The organism is Pseudomonas petrae (genome assembly GCF_021728295.1).
GTDB classification, from domain to species: Bacteria; Pseudomonadota; Gammaproteobacteria; order Pseudomonadales; family Pseudomonadaceae; genus Aquipseudomonas; species Aquipseudomonas petrae.
Map to the genome: position 1 here is coordinate 342,407 of NZ_JAKJXE010000003.1, position 18,759 is coordinate 361,165.

Annotated in this window: 15 protein-coding genes, 1 tRNA gene and 1 pseudogene; 7 read left to right on the forward strand and 10 right to left on the reverse strand. The window is 53.7% G+C overall.

Going from position 1 to position 18,759, the window contains the following annotated elements:
* Nucleotides 1-93 precede the first annotated feature (93 nt).
* Nucleotides 94-1,278, forward strand: a complete 1,185-nt coding sequence (desA, locus tag L4G42_RS07295) for a delta-9 fatty acid desaturase DesA (RefSeq protein ID WP_237252843.1) — start codon at nucleotides 94-96, stop codon at nucleotides 1,276-1,278.
* Between the two features lie 139 nt (nucleotides 1,279-1,417).
* A complete protein-coding gene (locus L4G42_RS07300) occupies nucleotides 1,418-2,395 on the forward strand; it encodes a GGDEF domain-containing protein (RefSeq protein WP_133775676.1) in 978 nt (325 codons plus the stop codon).
* 27 nt (nucleotides 2,396-2,422) lie between these two features.
* Here L4G42_RS07300 and L4G42_RS07305 read toward each other — a convergent pair whose 3' ends face one another.
* From L4G42_RS07305 to gabD, 3 genes are all read right to left on the reverse strand, one after another.
* Nucleotides 2,423-3,646, reverse strand: a complete 1,224-nt coding sequence (locus L4G42_RS07305) for an HDOD domain-containing protein (RefSeq protein WP_237252842.1) — start codon at nucleotides 3,644-3,646, stop codon at nucleotides 2,423-2,425.
* Nucleotides 3,647-3,811: 165 nt separating this feature from the next.
* Entirely contained in the window at nucleotides 3,812-5,092 is a 1,281-nt protein-coding gene (gene gabT / locus L4G42_RS07310; RefSeq protein WP_192135860.1) for a 4-aminobutyrate--2-oxoglutarate transaminase, read from the reverse strand.
* Nucleotides 5,093-5,285: 193 nt separating this feature from the next.
* The gene (gene gabD / locus L4G42_RS07315; protein ID WP_237252841.1) at nucleotides 5,286-6,728 is read right to left on the reverse strand and encodes an NADP-dependent succinate-semialdehyde dehydrogenase; all 1,443 of its coding nucleotides are present in this window, start codon (nucleotides 6,726-6,728) and stop codon (nucleotides 5,286-5,288) included.
* Between the two features lie 365 nt (nucleotides 6,729-7,093).
* On the opposite strand from gabD, the gene L4G42_RS07320 reads away from it, so the two are divergent.
* A tRNA-Arg gene (locus L4G42_RS07320) sits at nucleotides 7,094-7,170 on the forward strand.
* Nucleotides 7,143-8,357, forward strand: coding sequence for a site-specific integrase (locus tag L4G42_RS07325; RefSeq protein ID WP_237260682.1), 1,215 nt, complete (start codon nucleotides 7,143-7,145; stop codon nucleotides 8,355-8,357). Before L4G42_RS07320 ends, L4G42_RS07325 begins: the two co-directional genes overlap by 28 nt.
* Before the next feature lie 636 nt (nucleotides 8,358-8,993).
* Here the strand turns inward: L4G42_RS07325 and L4G42_RS07330 are convergent.
* The 3 genes and pseudogenes from L4G42_RS07330 to L4G42_RS07340 form a co-directional block, all read right to left on the reverse strand.
* Entirely contained in the window at nucleotides 8,994-9,707 is a 714-nt protein-coding gene (locus L4G42_RS07330) for a HEPN domain-containing protein (protein WP_237260685.1), read from the reverse strand.
* A gap of 1 nt (nucleotide 9,708) precedes the next feature.
* A complete protein-coding gene (locus L4G42_RS07335; RefSeq protein WP_237260687.1) occupies nucleotides 9,709-10,821 on the reverse strand; it encodes a DUF262 domain-containing protein in 1,113 nt (370 codons plus the stop codon).
* 273 nt (nucleotides 10,822-11,094) lie between these two features.
* Nucleotides 11,095-12,762, reverse strand: a pseudogene (locus L4G42_RS07340) (TIGR04141 family sporadically distributed protein).
* Between the two features lie 1,022 nt (nucleotides 12,763-13,784).
* Here L4G42_RS07340 and L4G42_RS07345 point away from each other — a divergent pair.
* Entirely contained in the window at nucleotides 13,785-14,573 is a 789-nt protein-coding gene (locus L4G42_RS07345; protein WP_237260688.1) for a hypothetical protein, read from the forward strand.
* Nucleotides 14,574-15,260: 687 nt separating this feature from the next.
* On the opposite strand, the gene L4G42_RS07350 is transcribed toward L4G42_RS07345, so the two are convergent.
* Nucleotides 15,261-15,836 carry a hypothetical protein gene (locus L4G42_RS07350; protein WP_237260690.1) on the reverse strand — a complete coding sequence of 192 codons (576 nt, stop codon included), beginning with the start codon at nucleotides 15,834-15,836 and terminating at the stop codon, nucleotides 15,261-15,263.
* Nucleotides 15,837-15,943: 107 nt separating this feature from the next.
* Between L4G42_RS07350 and L4G42_RS07355 the strand changes: the two genes are divergently transcribed.
* Entirely contained in the window at nucleotides 15,944-16,303 is a 360-nt protein-coding gene (locus tag L4G42_RS07355) for a hypothetical protein (RefSeq protein ID WP_237260692.1), read from the forward strand.
* Nucleotides 16,304-17,191: 888 nt separating this feature from the next.
* Here L4G42_RS07355 and L4G42_RS07360 read toward each other — a convergent pair.
* The 3 genes from L4G42_RS07360 to L4G42_RS07370 are packed head-to-tail and all read right to left on the reverse strand — an operon-like array spanning nucleotide 17,192 to nucleotide 18,319.
* Nucleotides 17,192-17,500, reverse strand: a complete 309-nt coding sequence (locus L4G42_RS07360) for a hypothetical protein (RefSeq protein ID WP_237260694.1) — start codon at nucleotides 17,498-17,500, stop codon at nucleotides 17,192-17,194.
* Nucleotides 17,490-17,738, reverse strand: a complete 249-nt coding sequence (locus tag L4G42_RS07365) for a hypothetical protein (protein ID WP_237260696.1) — start codon at nucleotides 17,736-17,738, stop codon at nucleotides 17,490-17,492. The genes L4G42_RS07360 and L4G42_RS07365 overlap by 11 nt, the downstream gene beginning before the upstream one ends.
* 41 nt (nucleotides 17,739-17,779) lie before the next feature.
* Nucleotides 17,780-18,319, reverse strand: coding sequence for a hypothetical protein (locus L4G42_RS07370; protein WP_237260698.1), 540 nt, complete (start codon nucleotides 18,317-18,319; stop codon nucleotides 17,780-17,782).
* Nucleotides 18,320-18,419: 100 nt separating this feature from the next.
* On the opposite strand from L4G42_RS07370, the gene L4G42_RS07375 reads away from it, so the two are divergent.
* Nucleotides 18,420-18,665, forward strand: coding sequence for a helix-turn-helix domain-containing protein (locus L4G42_RS07375; RefSeq protein ID WP_237260700.1), 246 nt, complete (start codon nucleotides 18,420-18,422; stop codon nucleotides 18,663-18,665).
* Nucleotides 18,666-18,759: the final 94 nt, after the last annotated feature.

Below are 18,759 nucleotides of genomic sequence, written 5' to 3' on the forward strand. Positions count from 1 at the left end.
CTGTGAGCTAAGTGATAATGCGTGCCTCTGTCTCAGGGTCTGCTCAGGCGGATCCGTACATCGCACGCGTTACAACCGAGGGCAACTCAGCCTATGTGGAACAACGGTCTGCTCGACCTTTCCGTCTGGCAATTGGTCGCAGTCACCCTGGCGATGACACACGTCACCATCGTCGGCGTCACAGTCTATCTCCATCGCTATTCAGCGCATCGCTCCCTGGAACTCAACGCCGGGCTCAAGCACTTTTTCCGTTTCTGGCTGTGGCTCACCACGGCGCAGAACACCCGCGAGTGGACCGCCATCCATCGCAAGCACCACGCCAAATGCGAAACCGTCGATGACCCGCACAGCCCGGTCATCAAGGGGCTGTCGACCGTATTGCGCAAAGGCGCCGAGCTGTACCGCGCCGAAGCGGAGAACCCCGACACGCTGCGCATCTACGGCAAAAACTGCCCCGAAGACTGGATCGAGCGCAACCTGTATTCGCGCTATCCCCTGTTGGGCATAGCGATCATGGGCGTGATCGATCTGGCGCTGTTTGGCGTCATCGGCATCACCGTCTGGGCGATCCAGATGATGTGGATTCCGGTATGGGCGGCGGGCGTGGTCAATGGCCTGGGCCATGCGGTCGGCTATCGCAACTTCGAATGCCGCGACGCCGCCACCAATCTGGTGCCCTGGGGCATTTTAATCGGCGGCGAAGAGCTGCATAACAACCACCACACCTACCCCAACTCGGCCAAGCTGTCGGTCAAGCGCTGGGAGTTCGACATGGGTTGGGCGTGGATCAAGGTGTTCAGCTGGTTGCGCCTGGCGAAGGTGCAGCGGGTCGCGCCGATCGCGCACCGTGTGGAAGGCAAGGGCCATCTGGACATGGACACGGCAATGGCCATTCTCAACAACCGTTTCCAGATCATGGCTCAGTACCGCAAGCTGGTCATCGGGCCGTTGGTGGCACAGGAACTGGCGAAAGCCGATGCCTCCGTACGTCATCAGTTCCGTCGTGCCAAACGCCTGCTTTCCCGCGAGCCCAGCCTGCTCGAAGACAAGCATCAAGCGCGCATCCAGACCATGCTGGAGCACAGTCAGGCACTGAAGGTGATCTACGAAAAACGCCTGGCGCTGCAGCAGATCTGGGCGAAGACCAGCAGCAATGGTCACGACATGCTGGCGGCCATCAAGGACTGGGTCCACGAGGCCGAAGCCAGTGGTATTCAGTCGCTGCGTGACTTCGCCGATCAGCTGAAAACCTACTCGTTACGGCCTCATCACGCTTGATGCCGTTGATCGGTGACCACTCGTCCGGGTGGCACCGATCGGAACTTAGTGCCATTACTCCTATCTCATTAACACCTTCGCACTATGCTGTGTGACATGTTGTGGCATGCGCCGCACCTTATTCTGAGATGCAGTGCTCATGGACAACCAGACTCCCCACGTTGAGACGCCCGCCGCAGCAGAAACCCTTCTGGCGCTGATGCATGCCCAGGCGGAAGTGGCGCGCCTCAGCGAGCGCGAGCAGTTGTTCAGTTCTCTGCTGGTCAGCGTCAACGCCGTGTTGTGGGCGTTCGACTGGCAGACGCAACGCATGATCTATGTCAGCCCTGCCTACGAGCGCATTTTCGGCCGTTCCGCCGGTTTGTTGCTCGCGGACTACAGCGAGTGGCGTGACAGCATTTACCCCGACGATCTGGACTACGCCGAGCGCAGCCTGAGCGAAGTGCTCGAAAAGGGCTCCATCGAGGACCGCGAGTACCGCATCATCCGCGCCGATGGCCAAGTCCGCTGGCTGAGTGATAAATGCTTTGTCAGTCATCAGGCCGAGCACAGCCAGCGCCTGATCGTGGTCGGCATCGCCGAAGACATCACCGAGAAGAAGCACCTCGAAGACGAACTGCAGCGCCTGGCCACCACCGACGTGCTCACCCAGAGCAGCAACCGCCGGCACTTCTTCGAATGCGCTCAACGCGAGTTCGAGCAGGCGCGTTTGCAGGGCACGCCGATGGCGTTCCTGTTGCTGGACGTGGATGATTTCAAGCTGGTCAACGACACCTACGGCCACCAGGAAGGCGATCTGGTGCTGCAACGCATTGCCGAATGCGGGCGCAAGACACTGCGTCGCGGGGATTTGTTCGGTCGGATTGGCGGGGAAGAGTTCGCCGCCGTGTTCCCGGGCTGTGCGCCGGAAATGGCCCAACAGATTGCCGAGCGGTTGCAGCGTGAGATTCAGCGCCTGAGCTTTCAGTGCAATGACAAAACCTTCGGCATCACCGCAAGTCAGGGGCTGACCAACCTCGGCGAGCAGGACCAGAGCCTCGAAGCGCTCTACGCCCGCTCTGACGCTGCGATGTACCAGGCCAAGCGCCAGGGCAAGAATCAGATTGTGTTGGTATAAGTCTGCTTTTCTGAAATCAACATCTGGCTAAGCCACCGTCTTGCTGCGCAACCCTTCCAGATCTGACTCGCTGACCTTCAAGAGCCGCGCCGATTTGCTTTTCGCCAGTGCCTCCAGCGGGTCTTCAAGTCCGAGCGAGCCCATCTGCCCCGCCACATTCATCGCCAGTACCTCGCGAGTGAAAACGCCGGTGTTGTATTGGTACACCGCTGCAATCAATTCACGCAGTTCCAGGGGCAGCCGCCAGCGCGTACGCAACGCAGAGCCGAACGCGGCCGAATACTGCGCCACCGCCCGGCGAATGGTTGCCTCATCCAGCGCGCCGCCGGCGATCAGCCAGTCCTGCAAACAGCGCAACACCGTCAGGTCGCCCAGGCCCCTGAGCAAACCGGCGCAGTAACAACGCTCGTGATCGAGATCCAGCTTGCGCGCCAGCGTGCGCGCGCATTCGGCGGTGCGTTGCGAGACCTCCCAGATTTCGGTGGCTTGCAGCAATAACGCTGCATCCGTCAGCACTGCCCCACGCTTGAGAGCCAGGCCCTGCACCAGATTGACGCTCTGGGTGGCGCCCAATACGGCGAGCGCCTGCCCCAGGGTCTGCACGGGCTTGCCCTGATGGTGGGACGCGCTGTTGGCGGCGGCAATCAACAGCGCGGTGACGTGGGGGTCGTGGGTCAACGCCTGTTCCAGCAGCTTCAGATCGACACCCGACGCTCCACGACTACTGGCAATCGCCGCCGTCACGTCAACGAACAGCGGCCCGCCGTCGGCCACTTCGCGACGCTTCTCCAGAAACGCATCCAGCCCGACACCCGGCGCCAACGCGGGCACCGCACAGGCAACCTGCGCGCCGTCCTGCAACAGCAGCGTTTCCAGCCGATGGCGCAGGCCTTCCATGTTCAGGGGTTTGGTGAGGTAGGCGGTGGGCGCCAGTTGCACGGCTTCACGCACACTGACGCTATCGCTGCGACTGCTCAGCAGAATGAAACGAACCGGCGGCTGGCGACGCAACTGCCGCAGCCCGCGCAGCAGGCTCAGGCCATCCACGCCCGGCAACTCGCGGGAGGCGATCACCAGGTCCGGGATGTACCCGCTCATCCGCTCGATGGCCTCTCGGCCATTCGAACAGATGTCCAGCTGTGCGTCGCAACGCACGTCGAGGACTAATTCGTTGAGCATCTCGCGAGCCCAGGGGTCTGCTTCTGCGATTAACACGCGGGGAACGGCTAGCGCCTCTACAACGGTCATCATGACTCTCCGGCATCAGTCTCATTACCTTAGTCAAAGACTGCGCAGGGAGACAGACCGAAAGAGAATTTTCTGACGTCAATAAACAAAAAAACCTGCCGAAGCAGGTTTTTTCTGATGAATCAGTCACATTCTTATCAAACGTGCCTGCGGCTGATCGACATGAAGTCAGGCAATTTCAGCAAAGCATTCTTCGATGATCTTCAGGCCTTTGTCCAACTGCTCGTCCGGCGAGGTCAGCGGGACCAGCACCCGCAACACATTGCCGTAAGTGCCGCAGGACAGCAGGATCAGCCCCTTATCACGGGCCTTTGCGATCACTTGCGCGACGGCAGCAGCGTTTGGCTTGTGGGTATCGCCATTCTCGAAGCACTCGACGGCGATCATGGCGCCCAGCGCGCGGACTTCACCGATGACCGGGTACTTGGCCTGAATGGCGCGCAGGCCAGTGACCAGACGCTCGCCAACGGCTTTGCAGCGATCAAGCAGGTGCTCTTCTTCGAACACTTCCATCACCGCCAGCGCAGCAGCGCACGCGATCGGGCTACCGGCGTACGTGCCGCCCAGACCGCCCGGGGCGATGGCGTCCATGTATTCGGCCTTGCCGCACACGCCGGCCAACGGGAAACCACCGGCGATGGACTTGGCGAAGGTGGTCAGGTCGGCGCTCACGCCCATCTGTTCCATAGCGAAGAAGGTGCCGGTCCGGCCAGCGCCAGTCTGCACTTCGTCAGCGATCAACAGAATGCCGTGCTTGTCGCACAGTTCGCGCAGACGCGCCATGAACGCTTTAGGCGCAACGTAGAAACCGCCCTCGCCCTGCACCGGCTCGATGATGATCGCGGCGATGTCTTTCGGCTCGGCGTCGTTTTTGAAGATGCGCTCGATGCTGGCGATGGAATCGTCAACGCTGACACCGTGCAGCTCGTTCGGGTAGATGGCGCGGAAAATACCGCCCGGCATCAGGCCCATGCCGGCCGAGTACGGGACAACTTTACCGGTCAGACCCAGGGTCATCATGGTGCGGCCGTGGTAAGCGCCGGTGAAGGCGATGACGCCCGCACGGCCTGTCGCGGCGCGGGCGATCTTGACGGCGTTTTCAACCGCTTCGGAACCGGTGGTGACCAACAGGGTTTTCTTGGCGAAATCGCCCGGCACCTTGGCGTTGACCTTCTCGCACAGCTCGACGTAAGGCTCGTACGCCAGCACCTGGAAGCAGGTGTGGGTCAGCTTGGTCAGTTGCTCTTGCACCGCTGCGACGATTTTCGGATGCAGGTGACCGGTGTTCAGTACCGCAATACCGCCGGCGAAGTCGATGAACTCGTTGCCTTCAACGTCGGTGACGGTGGCGTTCTTCGCGGATTCAGCGAAGATCGGGTGAATTTGACCAACGCCGCGTGGGACAGCAGCTTCGCGGCGTTTCATCAGGGATGCGTTAGTTTTGCTCATCATTTCCTCATTCGCCGCTCATCGGGCGGCGCGGTTCAAGGATCAAGCAGCGGGGTCAACAGCGACAGCATACGATGATCGACTGTCGCGGCTTCCCGGCCACCAATAGGTTAGTGCCACTGAAACCTGCGAAACGGCGCTCTCGCGTCCCGCAGGTTGTAGAACAGTTACTTCACTCTGCCACTCAGCGGGTTCAGATGCTGAGGCAGAGGTATTTGATTTCCAGATAATCTTCGATGCCGTACTTGGAGCCTTCACGGCCAAGACCGGACGCCTTGACGCCGCCGAATGGCGCTACTTCGTTGGAGATCAGGCCGGTGTTGATGCCCACCATGCCGTACTCCAGCGCTTCAGCCACACGGAACACGCGGCTCAGGTTCTGCGCGTAGAAATACGACGCCAGCCCGAACTCGGTGTCGTTGGCCATGGCGATCACTTCGGCTTCGTCTTTGAAGCGGAACAGCGGGGCCAGCGGCCCGAAGGTTTCTTCCTTGGCCACGGCTGCGTTTTTCGGCACGTTGACGAGGATAGTCGGTTCGAAGAAGTTGCCTTCCAGGCTGTTGCCGCCGCTCAGCACTTTCGCGCCTTTGCTCAACGCGTCAGCGATGTGTTCCTTGACCTTGGCCACGGCCTTTTCGTCGATCAGCGGACCGGTGGTGGTGCCTTCCGCCAGGCCATCACCCACTTTCAGCTTGGCCACCGCTGCCTGCAGCTTCTCGGCGAAAGCGTCGTAGACCGCGTCCTGCACGTAGATGCGGTTGGCGCAGACGCAGGTCTGGCCATTGTTGCGGTACTTGGAAATGATCGCGCCTTCAACGGCCTTATCCAGGTCAGCGTCGTCGAACACGATGAAAGGCGCGTTGCCACCCAGCTCAAGCGAAACCTTCTTGATGTCGTGGGCGCATTCAGCCATCAACTGGCGACCGATTTCGGTCGAGCCAGTAAACGACAGCTTGCGCACGATCGGGTTGCTGGTCAGCTCGCTGCCGATATCGCCTGCGCTGCCGGTCACCACGCTGAACACGCCAGCCGGAATGCCAGCGCGCTCGGCCAGTTCAGCCAGTGCCAGTGCGGAATACGGAGTTTGCGAAGCGGGCTTGAGCACCATGGTGCAGCCTGCCGCCAGCGCTGGGCCGGCCTTGCGGGTGATCATCGCAGCGGGGAAGTTCCACGGCGTGATCGCAGCGGTGACGCCGATCGGTTGCTTGAGGACGATCAGGCGCTTGTCCGGCTGATGGCCCGGGATCACGTCGCCGTAGACGCGCTTGGCCTCTTCGGAAAACCACTCGATAAAGGAAGCGGCGTAGGTGATTTCGCCTTTGGCCTCGGCCAGCGGCTTGCCCTGTTCCAGGGTCATCAGACGACCGAGGTCGTCCTGATTTTCAATCATCAGTTCGAACCAGCGACGCAGCTTGCCGCCACGCTCTTTGGCGGTCAGCGCACGCCAGGCCGGCAGCGCCTTGTCAGCGGCTTCGATGGCGCGGCGGGTTTCAGCAGCGCCCATCTTCGGCACGGTGCCGAGAATCTCATTGGTGGACGGGTTGTTGACCTTGATGGTCTGACCACTGTCGGCATCAGCCCAGGCGCCATTGATGTAAGCCTGCTGGCGGAACAACTTCGAGTCTTTGAGCTGCATTGCGGCCTCCTGAACAGCACCGCGCGCGGCGGAGCGAATGGTTGTGTGCGGGCGCCTCGACCGAGGCCGCCGCCGGATAAGACTGTCGCCGGCCCTGATTGAAGAATAGAAGAAAGGCCGGGCGGGGCGTTTGAAATCTCAAACGAATCCTAGGGACAACAGGGGTAAAGGACAATAGTGCGTTCGAAAAAAAGAACGGCTGGGCTTTGGGTGGGGATGAATTCGGATGAGCGTAGCGGGGAGCATGCGTATGCGGTTGTCATGCGGGGGTACACTCACAGCTTGGCCTGGTCTCACTAAATTGTGAACGGCGGGTCATCGGCATGGACGCGTGCAGGCCAGATGAGTATTATGGCGCCCGCGTTGCACCTGTAGCTCAGCTGGATAGAGTACTGCCCTCCGAAGGCAGGGGTCATGGGTTCGAATCCCGTCAGGTGCACCATCTTCTATCCCTTGTATTACAAAGGGTTAGCTCCACTGACAGAAACCTGTCCTAGTCCTGAAAGTCGTTTTTGCCACAAATTTGCCACACTCAATGTGGCGGGAATGGTCGAAATGGCAACAATCAGGAATCGCGGCGAGTATCAGTGGGAAGCGCAAATTCGTCGCAAAGGCTATCCAGCCCAGCGCAAAACCTTCGAAACCAAATCCGACGCCCAAGCCTGGGCACGCATGATCGAAAGCGAAATCGACCGGGGCATCTTTGTCTCTCGCGTCGAGGCTGAACGCACCGCCTTTCATCAACTCATCGATCGCTACATCTCCGAAATTGCTCCAAAGCATAAAGGCGCGTATTCGGAAATCAAACGCTTGGAAGCGCTCAAGCGTCATCCGCTCGCAACTCGCATCGTGGCTACCCTCACCTCCTCAGATTTTGCCCGCTACCGTGACGAGCGCCTGAAGATCCGCAAGGGCAATACGGTGAAGCGTGAGCTGGCATTGTTTCAGTGCGTGATTGAGGTCGCTCGCCGTGAGTGGGGCATTCATCTTGCAGAGAATCCAGTCAGGATGGTCAGCCGCCCTAGCTACAACGACGAACGCTCGCGACGGCTCGACCCAATTGAAGAGCAATACATGCTCGGCGCGTTAGAGCTTTGTGAACGACGTGCTGATGGGACCTACGCCGATGCATCACACAATCCATGGATTCGGCCCATCGTCCAACTGGCGATTGAGACGGCGATGCGCCGTGGCGAGATTTTCGAGCTGCGATGGAAGAATGTGAATCTGGAACGTAGGACCGCGCACCTGCCCGCAACCAAGAACGGCCTACCCAGAACCGTCCCGCTTTCGCCGAAAGCTATACAGTTGCTGAAGGATCTACCGCGCTCGCTGTGCGGGCGAGTGTTCCCCACCACCGCTGATGCCCTCAAGAAAGCCTTCGTAAGAGGCCTGGAGCGAGCCAGGCTGAAATACTTAAGGGAATGTGAGACGGCGCAGGTAACGGCTCAAGAGGACTTCCTGATCAATCTACGCTTTCACGACCTGCGGCATGAAGCGACCTGTCGGCTTGCGACCAAACTGCCGAATTTGATCGAGCTCGCGAGCGTGACGGGGCATCGGGAGGTGAACATGCTGAAGCGGTATTACAACATTACTGCGGAAGAGCTCGCAGCAAAGCTGGCCTGATAGGACCAAACCCGTCTGTCGCTATTGCTCAGACGGCCCCCCCATTATGTTCGACTTTGCCGGCCGTTTGCATCGGACTTGACCAGTACCGTTAGCTACCTCAACTGGTTCGTTTCCATTCATGCGATAGGTGCTTGTCTGGTTAACGATTGGGGCGCGGATGGTTCGAACTGGCGAACAATGAGAGGGACCTGGCGGCCACCTTCGATGACGTGTAGCACGCCTCCCACAGCTTGAACCCCTTTAGTATCCCAAGCGAGACCTAAGCTTTGGTTTTCCTCAACGGCTCGCAACACGGCCTCCTCCATCAGCCTCGAAGCGTCTTCGCGGCCTATGGAATCAATCAGTGATTTCCGCATACCAGATACCTCATTGGCTATAAGAGCAGATTACCATGGGACGGCCCGCTGCCACCGACACATCCAACGCTCTGGGGTAACGGGCAGAAAACGGCCAGTGATAGAGGTTCATTATGGGCTTCTCCCATCCTAAGACAGTCTCCATCCATCGCTGCTTCTTGAATCGCTTTATATGCTTGAGGACTCAATCTAATATTGATGCAGCTCCTATGCCCTCTTTCCGATTGCAATCTTTATGATTATATAAGCGAAATATTTATATCCATGGGAAGTAATGTCAGCATATATTTGATCTCCATGTTTCTTGGCCGGAGAATGTCGTCACCAGCTTGTACATCACTCGATCAATTGCAGAAATAAACTTCTCTACATCTTCTATTCGCTTTATAACGTCTGTTGGCGAAACACCTGGAATTTGTCCTGTGTGTGCTAGCTGACTTCTCAAGCTTCCTAACGATTCTAGCAAGCTCTGAGAGTTGCCTTTCAAAACGATATCAAGTTTAGTGAAAATTTTTGGCTCGCCAATCCTATGGAATATCTTTTTGATGTTCTCAACGGAAGGGTACTTGTGATTTGTAAAAATATCTTTTCCTGTAAATCTGAATATCGTTTTTGAGTTGTCGACGACCGTGCCAGCGTGAGTCTTCAGCGATTTTGCAACGGATGTGAGCGATTCAACTTCAGAATGTGTACCGATCGCAGTGCCATAAATTTTTGTTTTGTCAATCCTGTGGAGGAATAAATGAGCCTGCAAATTCTCTGGGATTTCTGACCCTTTGATTGGCACAGACTGTAGGCCATTGGCTAACGCTGAAAAAATATCAGAAATATAGTTTTCCAGCGTTGCGTGAGCCAGAAAAATTGACGCTGCTACCACGTATTCTCTGATTGTTGACTCTATTCTTTTATTTTGCGACTTCCTTATTCTGGATTTGATTTCCTTAAAGTCTGACGTTGTGGTCTTCCTTGCAGCGCTGATCGAGTACGGCATTTCAGGCTTTTTTCTTGTAAGCGTTTTGTATTGCTTGAGCTCGATATTTAACTTGTGTTTCGTCGCTAGTTGCTACACCGATCGAGCGACGAAATTTTGGATCGTTTTCGACCAGCTTCCCCAGGATGGATTGAGATTTCTCTTGAGTTAATTTAGCAAGAGTGTTGGTTGATCCGAGCTCGTAAAAGCCGACCATCAAAGCATCGTATAGCGCAGAATTGAAATTGCTAATTATGTTGAGATCCCCATCAAAAAGTTTGAATGTCAAATCTCCAAGATGCGACCTTACCAAGTTCAAGGTATCAACAAAACTTTTAAGCAGTGCAGACTTTCGCCTCTCTGTTATCTTCCTATTCGAATCCGAGAAGTCATTGATGAAAGTCGCCAGCGGCTTCTTGTAATTCTTATGATTTTCACTCAGCGCCCAAAATCTCAAAACAAGCTCCTCAGCCTTCATACGCTTGTCATTTTTTATTTCAAGAGCAGTGAGAAAGTTTGAATCTTTAACCGCCTTAGTGGCGAGAGACATTAAATCGCCAAAATATAGCCCATGCCTAAGCTCTTGCGGAGTAAGCTTTGTGGCACCCGAGTTCAGTCGTTCAAAAACGTCAAATTTAACCTGCGGGTGAGTATCTTTTAAAATAACAATGCATCTTAGTGTTCGATTCTGGATGTGGCGTTGAAAACGCGGATCCAGTTCAAAAAATCTACTACCATCAAGTTCGGGGTAAGCGGTTAGCCCTTTTAGCGGAAACTCATTGCTAAAATATTTTCTCATTGTAGTTAGACGCTGATTCCCGTCTATCACGGAGAGCTTTTCGTCGGACTCTTGATTCAAGTAAATAACTGGTATTGGGCACTGAATTATAAGGGATTCTATTAATCGAGATGCTTGTGCATCAGACCACACATATCGCCGCTGAAATTTCGGTATAAAAATTGACCCATCATTGAGCTTTTCAACAATGGTTTCAACCGTGAAGTCGTAAGTCTCAGTATGCAACTTTCTCTGTTCAGGTGGTATTGAGAGTACACCATCTGCGAAATCGTCCTGTTCCAAAGCCTCAGGAAAGAGTACATCTGCTAACTGCTCTGCTGTGCGCTTGCCGGCCATCGTACTGCCCCCCAAATTTCACTAGAATGACTTGTAAGGTGCTAAGGATCAAGCATTTACTCGACTACATAGAGAAGGCTTAGCTAAGCCCGCTTCTGATCGGAAGCACCCACTCTTGACAAACTGCTTTTCGGCCCCAGAAGCATGTCACATGCGGATAACGGTAGCGTTCAATGATACGACCCCAGCGAATCTTGGATTACTATTCGGACCCTGAACTAAAAAATTGAGGGTGTATGGTCTACCCCCCCACACACATTCGGACTCTTAAAGTTATTGTTTTGGCTTGTATTTTTTTCTCACTCTAAGGACTGGATCAATATCAATCGCAACTATTTCAACTGAATAGTTTAATCCCCGAAGAACCTTAAGAGCATTTTTCAAAGTAACTTTTGAAAAAAAAGGTAGCTCTAGAGGTAGTTTTTTTGTAGCCGCAATAGCGTAAACTATTTTATAGCTTGCGGGATCTGGTCGCGGGAGGGGATCTGCCAACTTTATCGATTGAGGAAGTTTTTAGTTAAGCTTTTTTCTAAACTCAGCATCCCTCACGAATGCTTCGGCCGACACGCAACCCTGTGAGAACAAATGGCTTAACGTGCTTGAACTCCTATAGTATTTAACGTGGATTAAATCCTTTCCATTTCGAACTAAATCACAAAACTCAAGCTTGTCATAAGCCCCCCCTATCTTAATATTTTTCTTATCAAGCAACTCGAATGATGGATCACTTGTTAGAGCCTGATTGTAATCCTCTTCTCTATCCTCATTGTAAATTGGGAAGCAATGTTTGTACGTCTCAAGGCTTGCCAAACTTGCGTCGACAGCTGTTAGGAACTCACTATTAACTTTATACCAGGTCGAACTTCGCAGGATAAATTGATCAGCGCCATACTTGAGTTCAGCATATAGACACTTGTAAGCGCTCCAGCTTTTTATAGCATGATACTGCGAATCATTTACGTGGACTGAGGTGTGCTTAAGACTTTCAATAGATATTGGTAGTGATTTACTATTGAGATACGATATAAGTTGTGGTAGTTCAAGTACTGCGTGTCGCTCACTGCGCGCGTACAGATCAAACGAGTAGCCGATCTGTTCTTCCCAGTCGACAATTTCTGGTTCCCCAAGCCATAAGCAGGACAAGTCTTGACCGCAAAGTATTTTTTCTAATTCGAGATCGAGTATATTAATATCATCGTGATCTCTAACCTTGTTCACATTGTCAACCCATTCAAAGCTATCTGGAAGCTTCTGCTTATACCTCTTGAGTGCTTCCCCAAGAATTCTTTCCAGTTCATTTAGCTCTGTATTGGTGATTACTGTTAGTGCATCTCTCCCAGTAACGTGAGATCCGAATAGCTCAACGGTTGAAATGCCAGTGACGGCGTACAACATTTCCAAGTCAGAATCTATATGCAGGTCGAATATATCAACTTCCTTAGTGCTCTGAGTACGTGAATTCAGAGGATTATGGTCGTAACTTGATTTATCTAAGCTTCTAAGCTTGTCTGGATCAACCGAGTTCAAGGTAACGCGCAATCCAAAGTCGCGTTCAATTGCCTCTTCCTGTAAAAGGTGAAAGCCTGTACCAAATGTTAGTATAAATTTATTCTGGTGCACTGTAATGCAAAGAACGGCTCCGACGCTGCTACTGCTTCCAAAGGCATCAAAAGGAACTTCAGGTCTGGATGTGAACAGCTGAGTCCATGGTGGTGAGTGCTTTGGAGGTTCCTTTTTTATATATAATTTTGCGCTCACTAATCCGGAAATATCAAGCTCAATTGGTGGATTGGTATTTTCTAGTTTCAATAGATCGAAGTCAGCAGTTTTCGGATTTTTCGCTAAATAAATGGATAGTTTTTCTTTTCGTTCTTTTTTTATTTTTCGTGCGTTAGCGGCTGGATGACTAGACGCGGTTGCGACGACGCTTCCTATTTGCATAGCAACTTCTCCTAGCGTTACATCTTCAACCTGTTTACTGTTACTAACAAAAGCAAACCTTCGGTTTGCAATTTAATTTTTTGCATTTTTAGCTGCAGAGTGCCTTGAAATTCCAACCTCTGACCGCTCCGAAGGCAAGCATAGACCAGCACCCACCAATCATCCTCCTTTCTTTAAGCCACCCGAAATGATTCGATGGACAACTGACTGTTCAAGAACTCTCACCTTCGACTATATGGCTGCTCAGAAACGTCTGCTTCTGGCCGTTTGGTGCCTGTCGCCAAGGGCCGCTTTATGTCCAGGCTGTGTGAAAACCCTCCACCCGAAAATGAACTGCGCGCTCTCACGTGAAGTTCGCAAATGCTGGCGTGGTTTGCAGACCCAGATTTCGCGTAAAAGCGCAGTTTTCAGCACGTCTTTTGAACAGCGCATTGGCGGTCGGGGTTTTCACACAGCCTGGGTCGAAAGCAGCCGGTCGTGGCTGGTCGCTTTGGACCCACAGCGGCTGTCAGCATGGGTAGCAACTGGCTGATAGCAGTCTAAGGAGAACGGTCGCTCTCCCAAGCAAGCTAATGCCTTTGCTCCCACAAGCCATTTGTTAAAAAGGTGTCCTAGCCGTCAGCCGCTGTACTGGCGAATTCTGTGCCGACCAGATCAATCGAGCGATAACCCGATGCCAGTAGATTATGAAACCATCCAAAAAATACAGAAGCTTGGCGACGACGTCCTGATCGGCGTTTCTGAGGTTGCCGCATTGACGGGATTCAGCGTGCTTACGGTCCGTCAGCGCAAGTTGCCCGGTCTGGAGCCTGTACCGGGCCTGTCAAGGCTGAGATGGAGACTAGGCGATCTAAGAGAGTGGATGCGCACGGGCAATACTGAAAGCTTTCATCGCCCATCCATGCCAACTGCCTCAACAAATCCAAAACGTACAGGGAGGCCGACCAAGAAAGCGCAGGTGGAGGCGCGGCAATGATCGTCCATTACGCCATCGCCCGACATCTGCGGCAGGAGCCGTGAAGATGGGTAGACAACGAACCATCAGGGACCAAAATTTTTGGCGCTCACCACGCCTTTTGAATTGCAGCACCGAGGACAAGGTGGCATTGCTGCATCTGCTAACGGCCCCTGACAGCAATATCACTGGCGTGTACCCCCTCGTGCCTCGCATTGCAGGAGCTGAGATTGGCTGGACGGCAGAACAATGGTTGCAAGTCATGCATCGCCTCCAGGATCAAGGTCTCGCTAAATACGACCAGGTGAAATATGTCGTTTGGGTGCGTATATGGTGGGATCACCACACTGCCACGCAGGTGACAGGGCCGAAACTAAGAGCAAGAGCGGTTGAGGAAATTCGCCGCATCCCCAGCGAATGGCTTGATGATTTCATGCGCGATTTCCACGACAGACTGGACAATGGTCAGCAACGCTTGATCAATGATGCCCTCCTCCCGCGCTCAAACCCAGCGGTAGGAGATGTATCGATACCACAAGCATGCGGTATCGATACCATATCGGACCAAGCCCGGCATAACTCCAAACCTCAACCTAAACCTAAACTATCAACTGAAACCAAAACGACCAGTCGCTCTTCTTATAAGCTGGACATGTCCGGAATCCCCACCGAATATCAGACGGATGTTTACAAAGCACTGGTGAAGGCAAAGACCTTAGGAAAGCTCCGAAATGGGGGGCAGCTTGTTGTCAGTGCGATGGCAGAAAGGTATCGATCTGCATCGGGTAAGCCGCAGGACGCAACGGCACTCACCATGTATCTGGCTGAACATTTGAACAGGCTCGATTCGCCGTGAGCAGCAGGTAGCAGGTAGCAGGTCATGGCAGAAGTCAGTCCAATTCGAGAGGAGGAATGCTATGACTAGTCGAAGCCGTGCAATAACTGATCGAATAACCGTACAAGCCCGGATTTGGCAATGGGGTATGTCGTGGTCCTTTGGCATGGCCACGCATGCCGATACCAGGGTAATCGGTGACCATTATTCAGAGCATGCTTCGATGAAGCTGCATGGCTCCATCCGATATCCCGAAGCGTTCAAATATCCGACATTGGAATGCTACCTATACGTTGACCCGCTACTCCTAGACCGAAAGGCAGCGGCTAGCTGCATCGGCTCAATGCAGGCGTCTGGCAAAAGACTGGTTGCGTATGTAGCTATTCACAACGAGCGATTCAACAGTCTAGTGGCCGTTGCCAATCGTCTCGTTGCCTTAGAGATCAATGCAGAGCCATTGAGATACCGCAAGGCCAGGATCATGGGTCTCCACCTCAGCACAGAGCTGGAGCCTGATTGGTGATGGCATTAGCTTGATCGCGGAAGGTGCCCCTAATGTAAGTCATGGCACCTCGAAGCGACCTGACGGTCTGCTACCAAGCTGCCAAAGTCGATCCAGCTGCCAGTGTCACCGGGCATTGCGAGATAAACACGTTTGAGGATCACTTGAGCCCTAGGGCCAAAGCGCTAGGCCAACCAGGCCTGAGGCTAATCAGTCGCATCTAAACCCAATGAGCGTGCGAGCTTCCTAACTTCATCGTATCGTCGAATGGAGGGAACTGCCTTTATCTCTAGCTCCAAGTCCTTGAGTGCAAGGTTTTTGTAAAAGCGCGTGGCCATTTCCTCTCTGTGGATAGCAGTAGGTGAAACTAAGCGTTTACGCTCGTTCAAAAGCTCGCGCGCGCTGATTTGAGCAACCTCACAGAGATAGGCTTTCGATATCAAATCGCAGCACACCCATGTACTAATCCACCGCTGCTCCCGAGCCCAGAATACCAGTCGTTGAAACGTCCACCATGTCATCCGGGCATGCCCGCTGGTGTACCGCCGCAACGTCCTAGCCTCGACACCAAGCTCTAATTCAGAGATGGCATCTTCAAGCTGAATTTTCGGCAGCCGTGATTTCCGCAAAATGCCAGTGAACAAATAGTTCACTAAATTTTGGGGCACTCGCGCAGCAAAATGTTTCCGCCCGCTTGCAAAGTGTGCATGGAACTCACGAGCCACAAGCTCGAATGCCTCATACTCTTCAATACCCAGGGTCTCTGTTTCTGTTTTTCGCATGCTGCCATTCTTAACCTAACAATAGCATCTGTCAAAGCGTGGCCTAGATGGCGGGATGCCCTCCAGCTAACATTCGATACCGTTCACAGCAGTCGAATACAGTGACTATGAACATCGATTACGAAGCCATCAAAAATTTCGAAGCTCGCAGGTCCCATACTGATCATGATAACGATCCGCAGGAGGTCTCAACGATGATCCAACCGTCAGATGCTCATCGATTAGAAATCGCTCAGGACGTATTGGGTTGCTTGATAGCGCTCCGTTCCGAGTCGATTTTCTACGAGCGGAAGAAAGCCCAACCGAATGTTGAAATAATCAGCCAATGGAAAGCAGAGCGGAACACCCTCTTCGACCTGACCCGCAGTTTGAACTGTAACGACCGGGATCCCATCGAGAATGTCATCGCGACCTATGGCCCCTCTGCCAGAGCTCTGTTTGAGCAGGAGGATAGTCTGAGCAGCTAGCGCTGTGCACCGGCTACCCAAGGTGCGTATCAGTTAAGCCGTTCCACTTTTACTGACATGCGTTCAGCCGCCCGGAGATGCTGCATTCAGTCTGAATCCGACAGCGTGGAGCGTCTGGCAGGCTTTGACTCGGGAATGAGCTCAGGTATCAGCTTGAGCTCTCCCGCATAGACCATTAGGGTTCCGCACCTGGTAAACGGCTTACCACCGTTCACCGCGTCTACAGATTTCCGTCGTAGTGCAAGCGACCACATTTTCTTCAGCCAGCTTTCACTCATAGCGTTTACTCCAGTTGTGGATGACATGCCCAGATTTTTCTACCGCATGCCTCCCTCAGCATCAAAAGATCGACCCGTCCCTGTGCTGCGAGGTGTTTTTCTCTTCTTACCCGAGCGATGCACGCACAGCCACCAACGGCAATCGCGCGCACTTCAAATTTTTGACACCATTACAGGCAACGCCCTGCTTCGTACAGCGTCTTGCTGCGGTGTTGTCTGAAAATCACCGCGCTCACTTCGCAAAAAATTCGGATGATCAATTTTGTTAGATCGATGACGTCTGACTCTCGTGTTTATCGAGTCATTGGACGATTCCCTCTGCCCCCTGCTCAATGATGCTTTTATTCATCGAGGGCTAAGAAATCCAGTAACAACGTACAGCCAATTTTTAGTCACCGACATCGTCCACGACGGCTGCAACCATTTGGTGGATAAGAGCTGGGACAAGGTAGGGTTTGTGCTACCGCCATGAATGGCGTGCGCACAACCGGCAACGCTTCAGTCGTTGTACTCCCTTGCTTTGCCTACCTTACCTGCTCAGGGCAAGCCCCGAGACCCCACCACGGCCGCTGGCCGCAAAATTTTGGTAGAACACCATGCCATCGATGGTTCACATCTCGGTAGAGATGCCTGACAACGCCAGAACCTCATGCTCTGCAAGCCCCCGCCTACGCTGCGCCAATCCGAGGGGCGAAATAAGCGCCTCATGCTCGACGACTTGCTGTTCAAGCAACCGCCCTAAAAGCAGCAGCTCTCCCTGCGATTCGAGTGCGCGAAGCTGCTCCGGAGAATTAAACGCCCAGCGGTCAAGAATCTGCCAGCCGCAGGCGTGATACGAAGTCGATCGGCGGACAGAATCGATGGTCGCAGCCGCCAGGACGCCCGACGCGATTCTCAATGGGGTGTGGTTAGTCAGCATGGGCAGATTCCCTTTGTTGTAGGCAATTGATCATTCGGGTGTTCTGCGCAATGGAAGAGGTTCTGAAGCCGCCTTTGCGCCTTAGCTCTCGAATGTGAGCGAGCGAAAAACCAAGAGTGGATAGGACGGCAACATCGTCAGAGGCGAGCGCTTGATTCGCCAAACGCATGGTGGCGTTGGCTTGCTTCAGTTGAGCGATATCTACCTGCCAAACACTGCCTGCCGTTACGTCGGTCATCGGGCCACTCCGAATAGCTAAGTGAAGGCTCCATCATCCAGCTAAGTGCTGAAGATTGAATGCAGCCGTGCCTCCGTATTGGTCACGTCGGCCGCTTTAAGCGCGAGGCTAAACGTCGGAATTGCCAAATCGCTGGTCAACAGCTCCAACCGATGGTTGCTCTTGCCGACTGGAAGGATGCGCCAGGAGCGAATCTCATCCAAACGGAAGAGATGACCGCCCTGACCAACGGGGTAGGCCAGCAACCTTTTCGATTGCAGGTCGACACCAACGTAGGCGTCATTGATCTTAGCGAACACCTCTACCTGCGGATGGAACCCTTCAACCTGATAGCCGACAACCATTTTTCTCAGCTTATCGGCATAGCTCTGGTTGACTCGCGAGAACAGCCATCCGCCCCCGACGAAGTAGAGAACCAAGACCCAGAACATCCACCGAATCGCTGGGTCTTCGCTACTAGTCAAACCCAGAAAGAATGTCAGGTTGAAGCCAGAAAAAACCACCACGACTAGCAAAAGCGCACCCACCGGCAAACACCCGACGGCCCATGCCACGCGAAACAACTCCCAGATAAGTCCCATGCAGCCTCCTAAACCAAACGTGCACAGATAAAATAACTGAAAATCAGATATCCCAAAAGCAGATATAGCGTGATCAGCCGAACCTTGCCAGGACACGGCTATGACCAAGGCTATTTATCGACGCGAGCACGTGATCTTTTTGCAGGTGTTAAAGCGCATTAGGGTTGAATCAGGCATGACCCAGGCCCAGTGCTCTGCCGCGCTGGGAAGGCCGCAATCGTTCATGAGTGATGTGGAGAGGGGGGTGAGGCGGTTGGATATGGTTCAGCTTCGTGATCTGTGTCAGGTTTTGGGTAGTGACCTTGTCGAGTTCACCAAATCTTTCGAGGCAGCACTCAATAATTAAAAAAGCGCAGGTATAAACGCATCGTCGATCCCGAGGCAGCAACACCTCGGGCGAATTGTCACTCAACCTGCATCTTAGGGCAGGGCAAACTGTC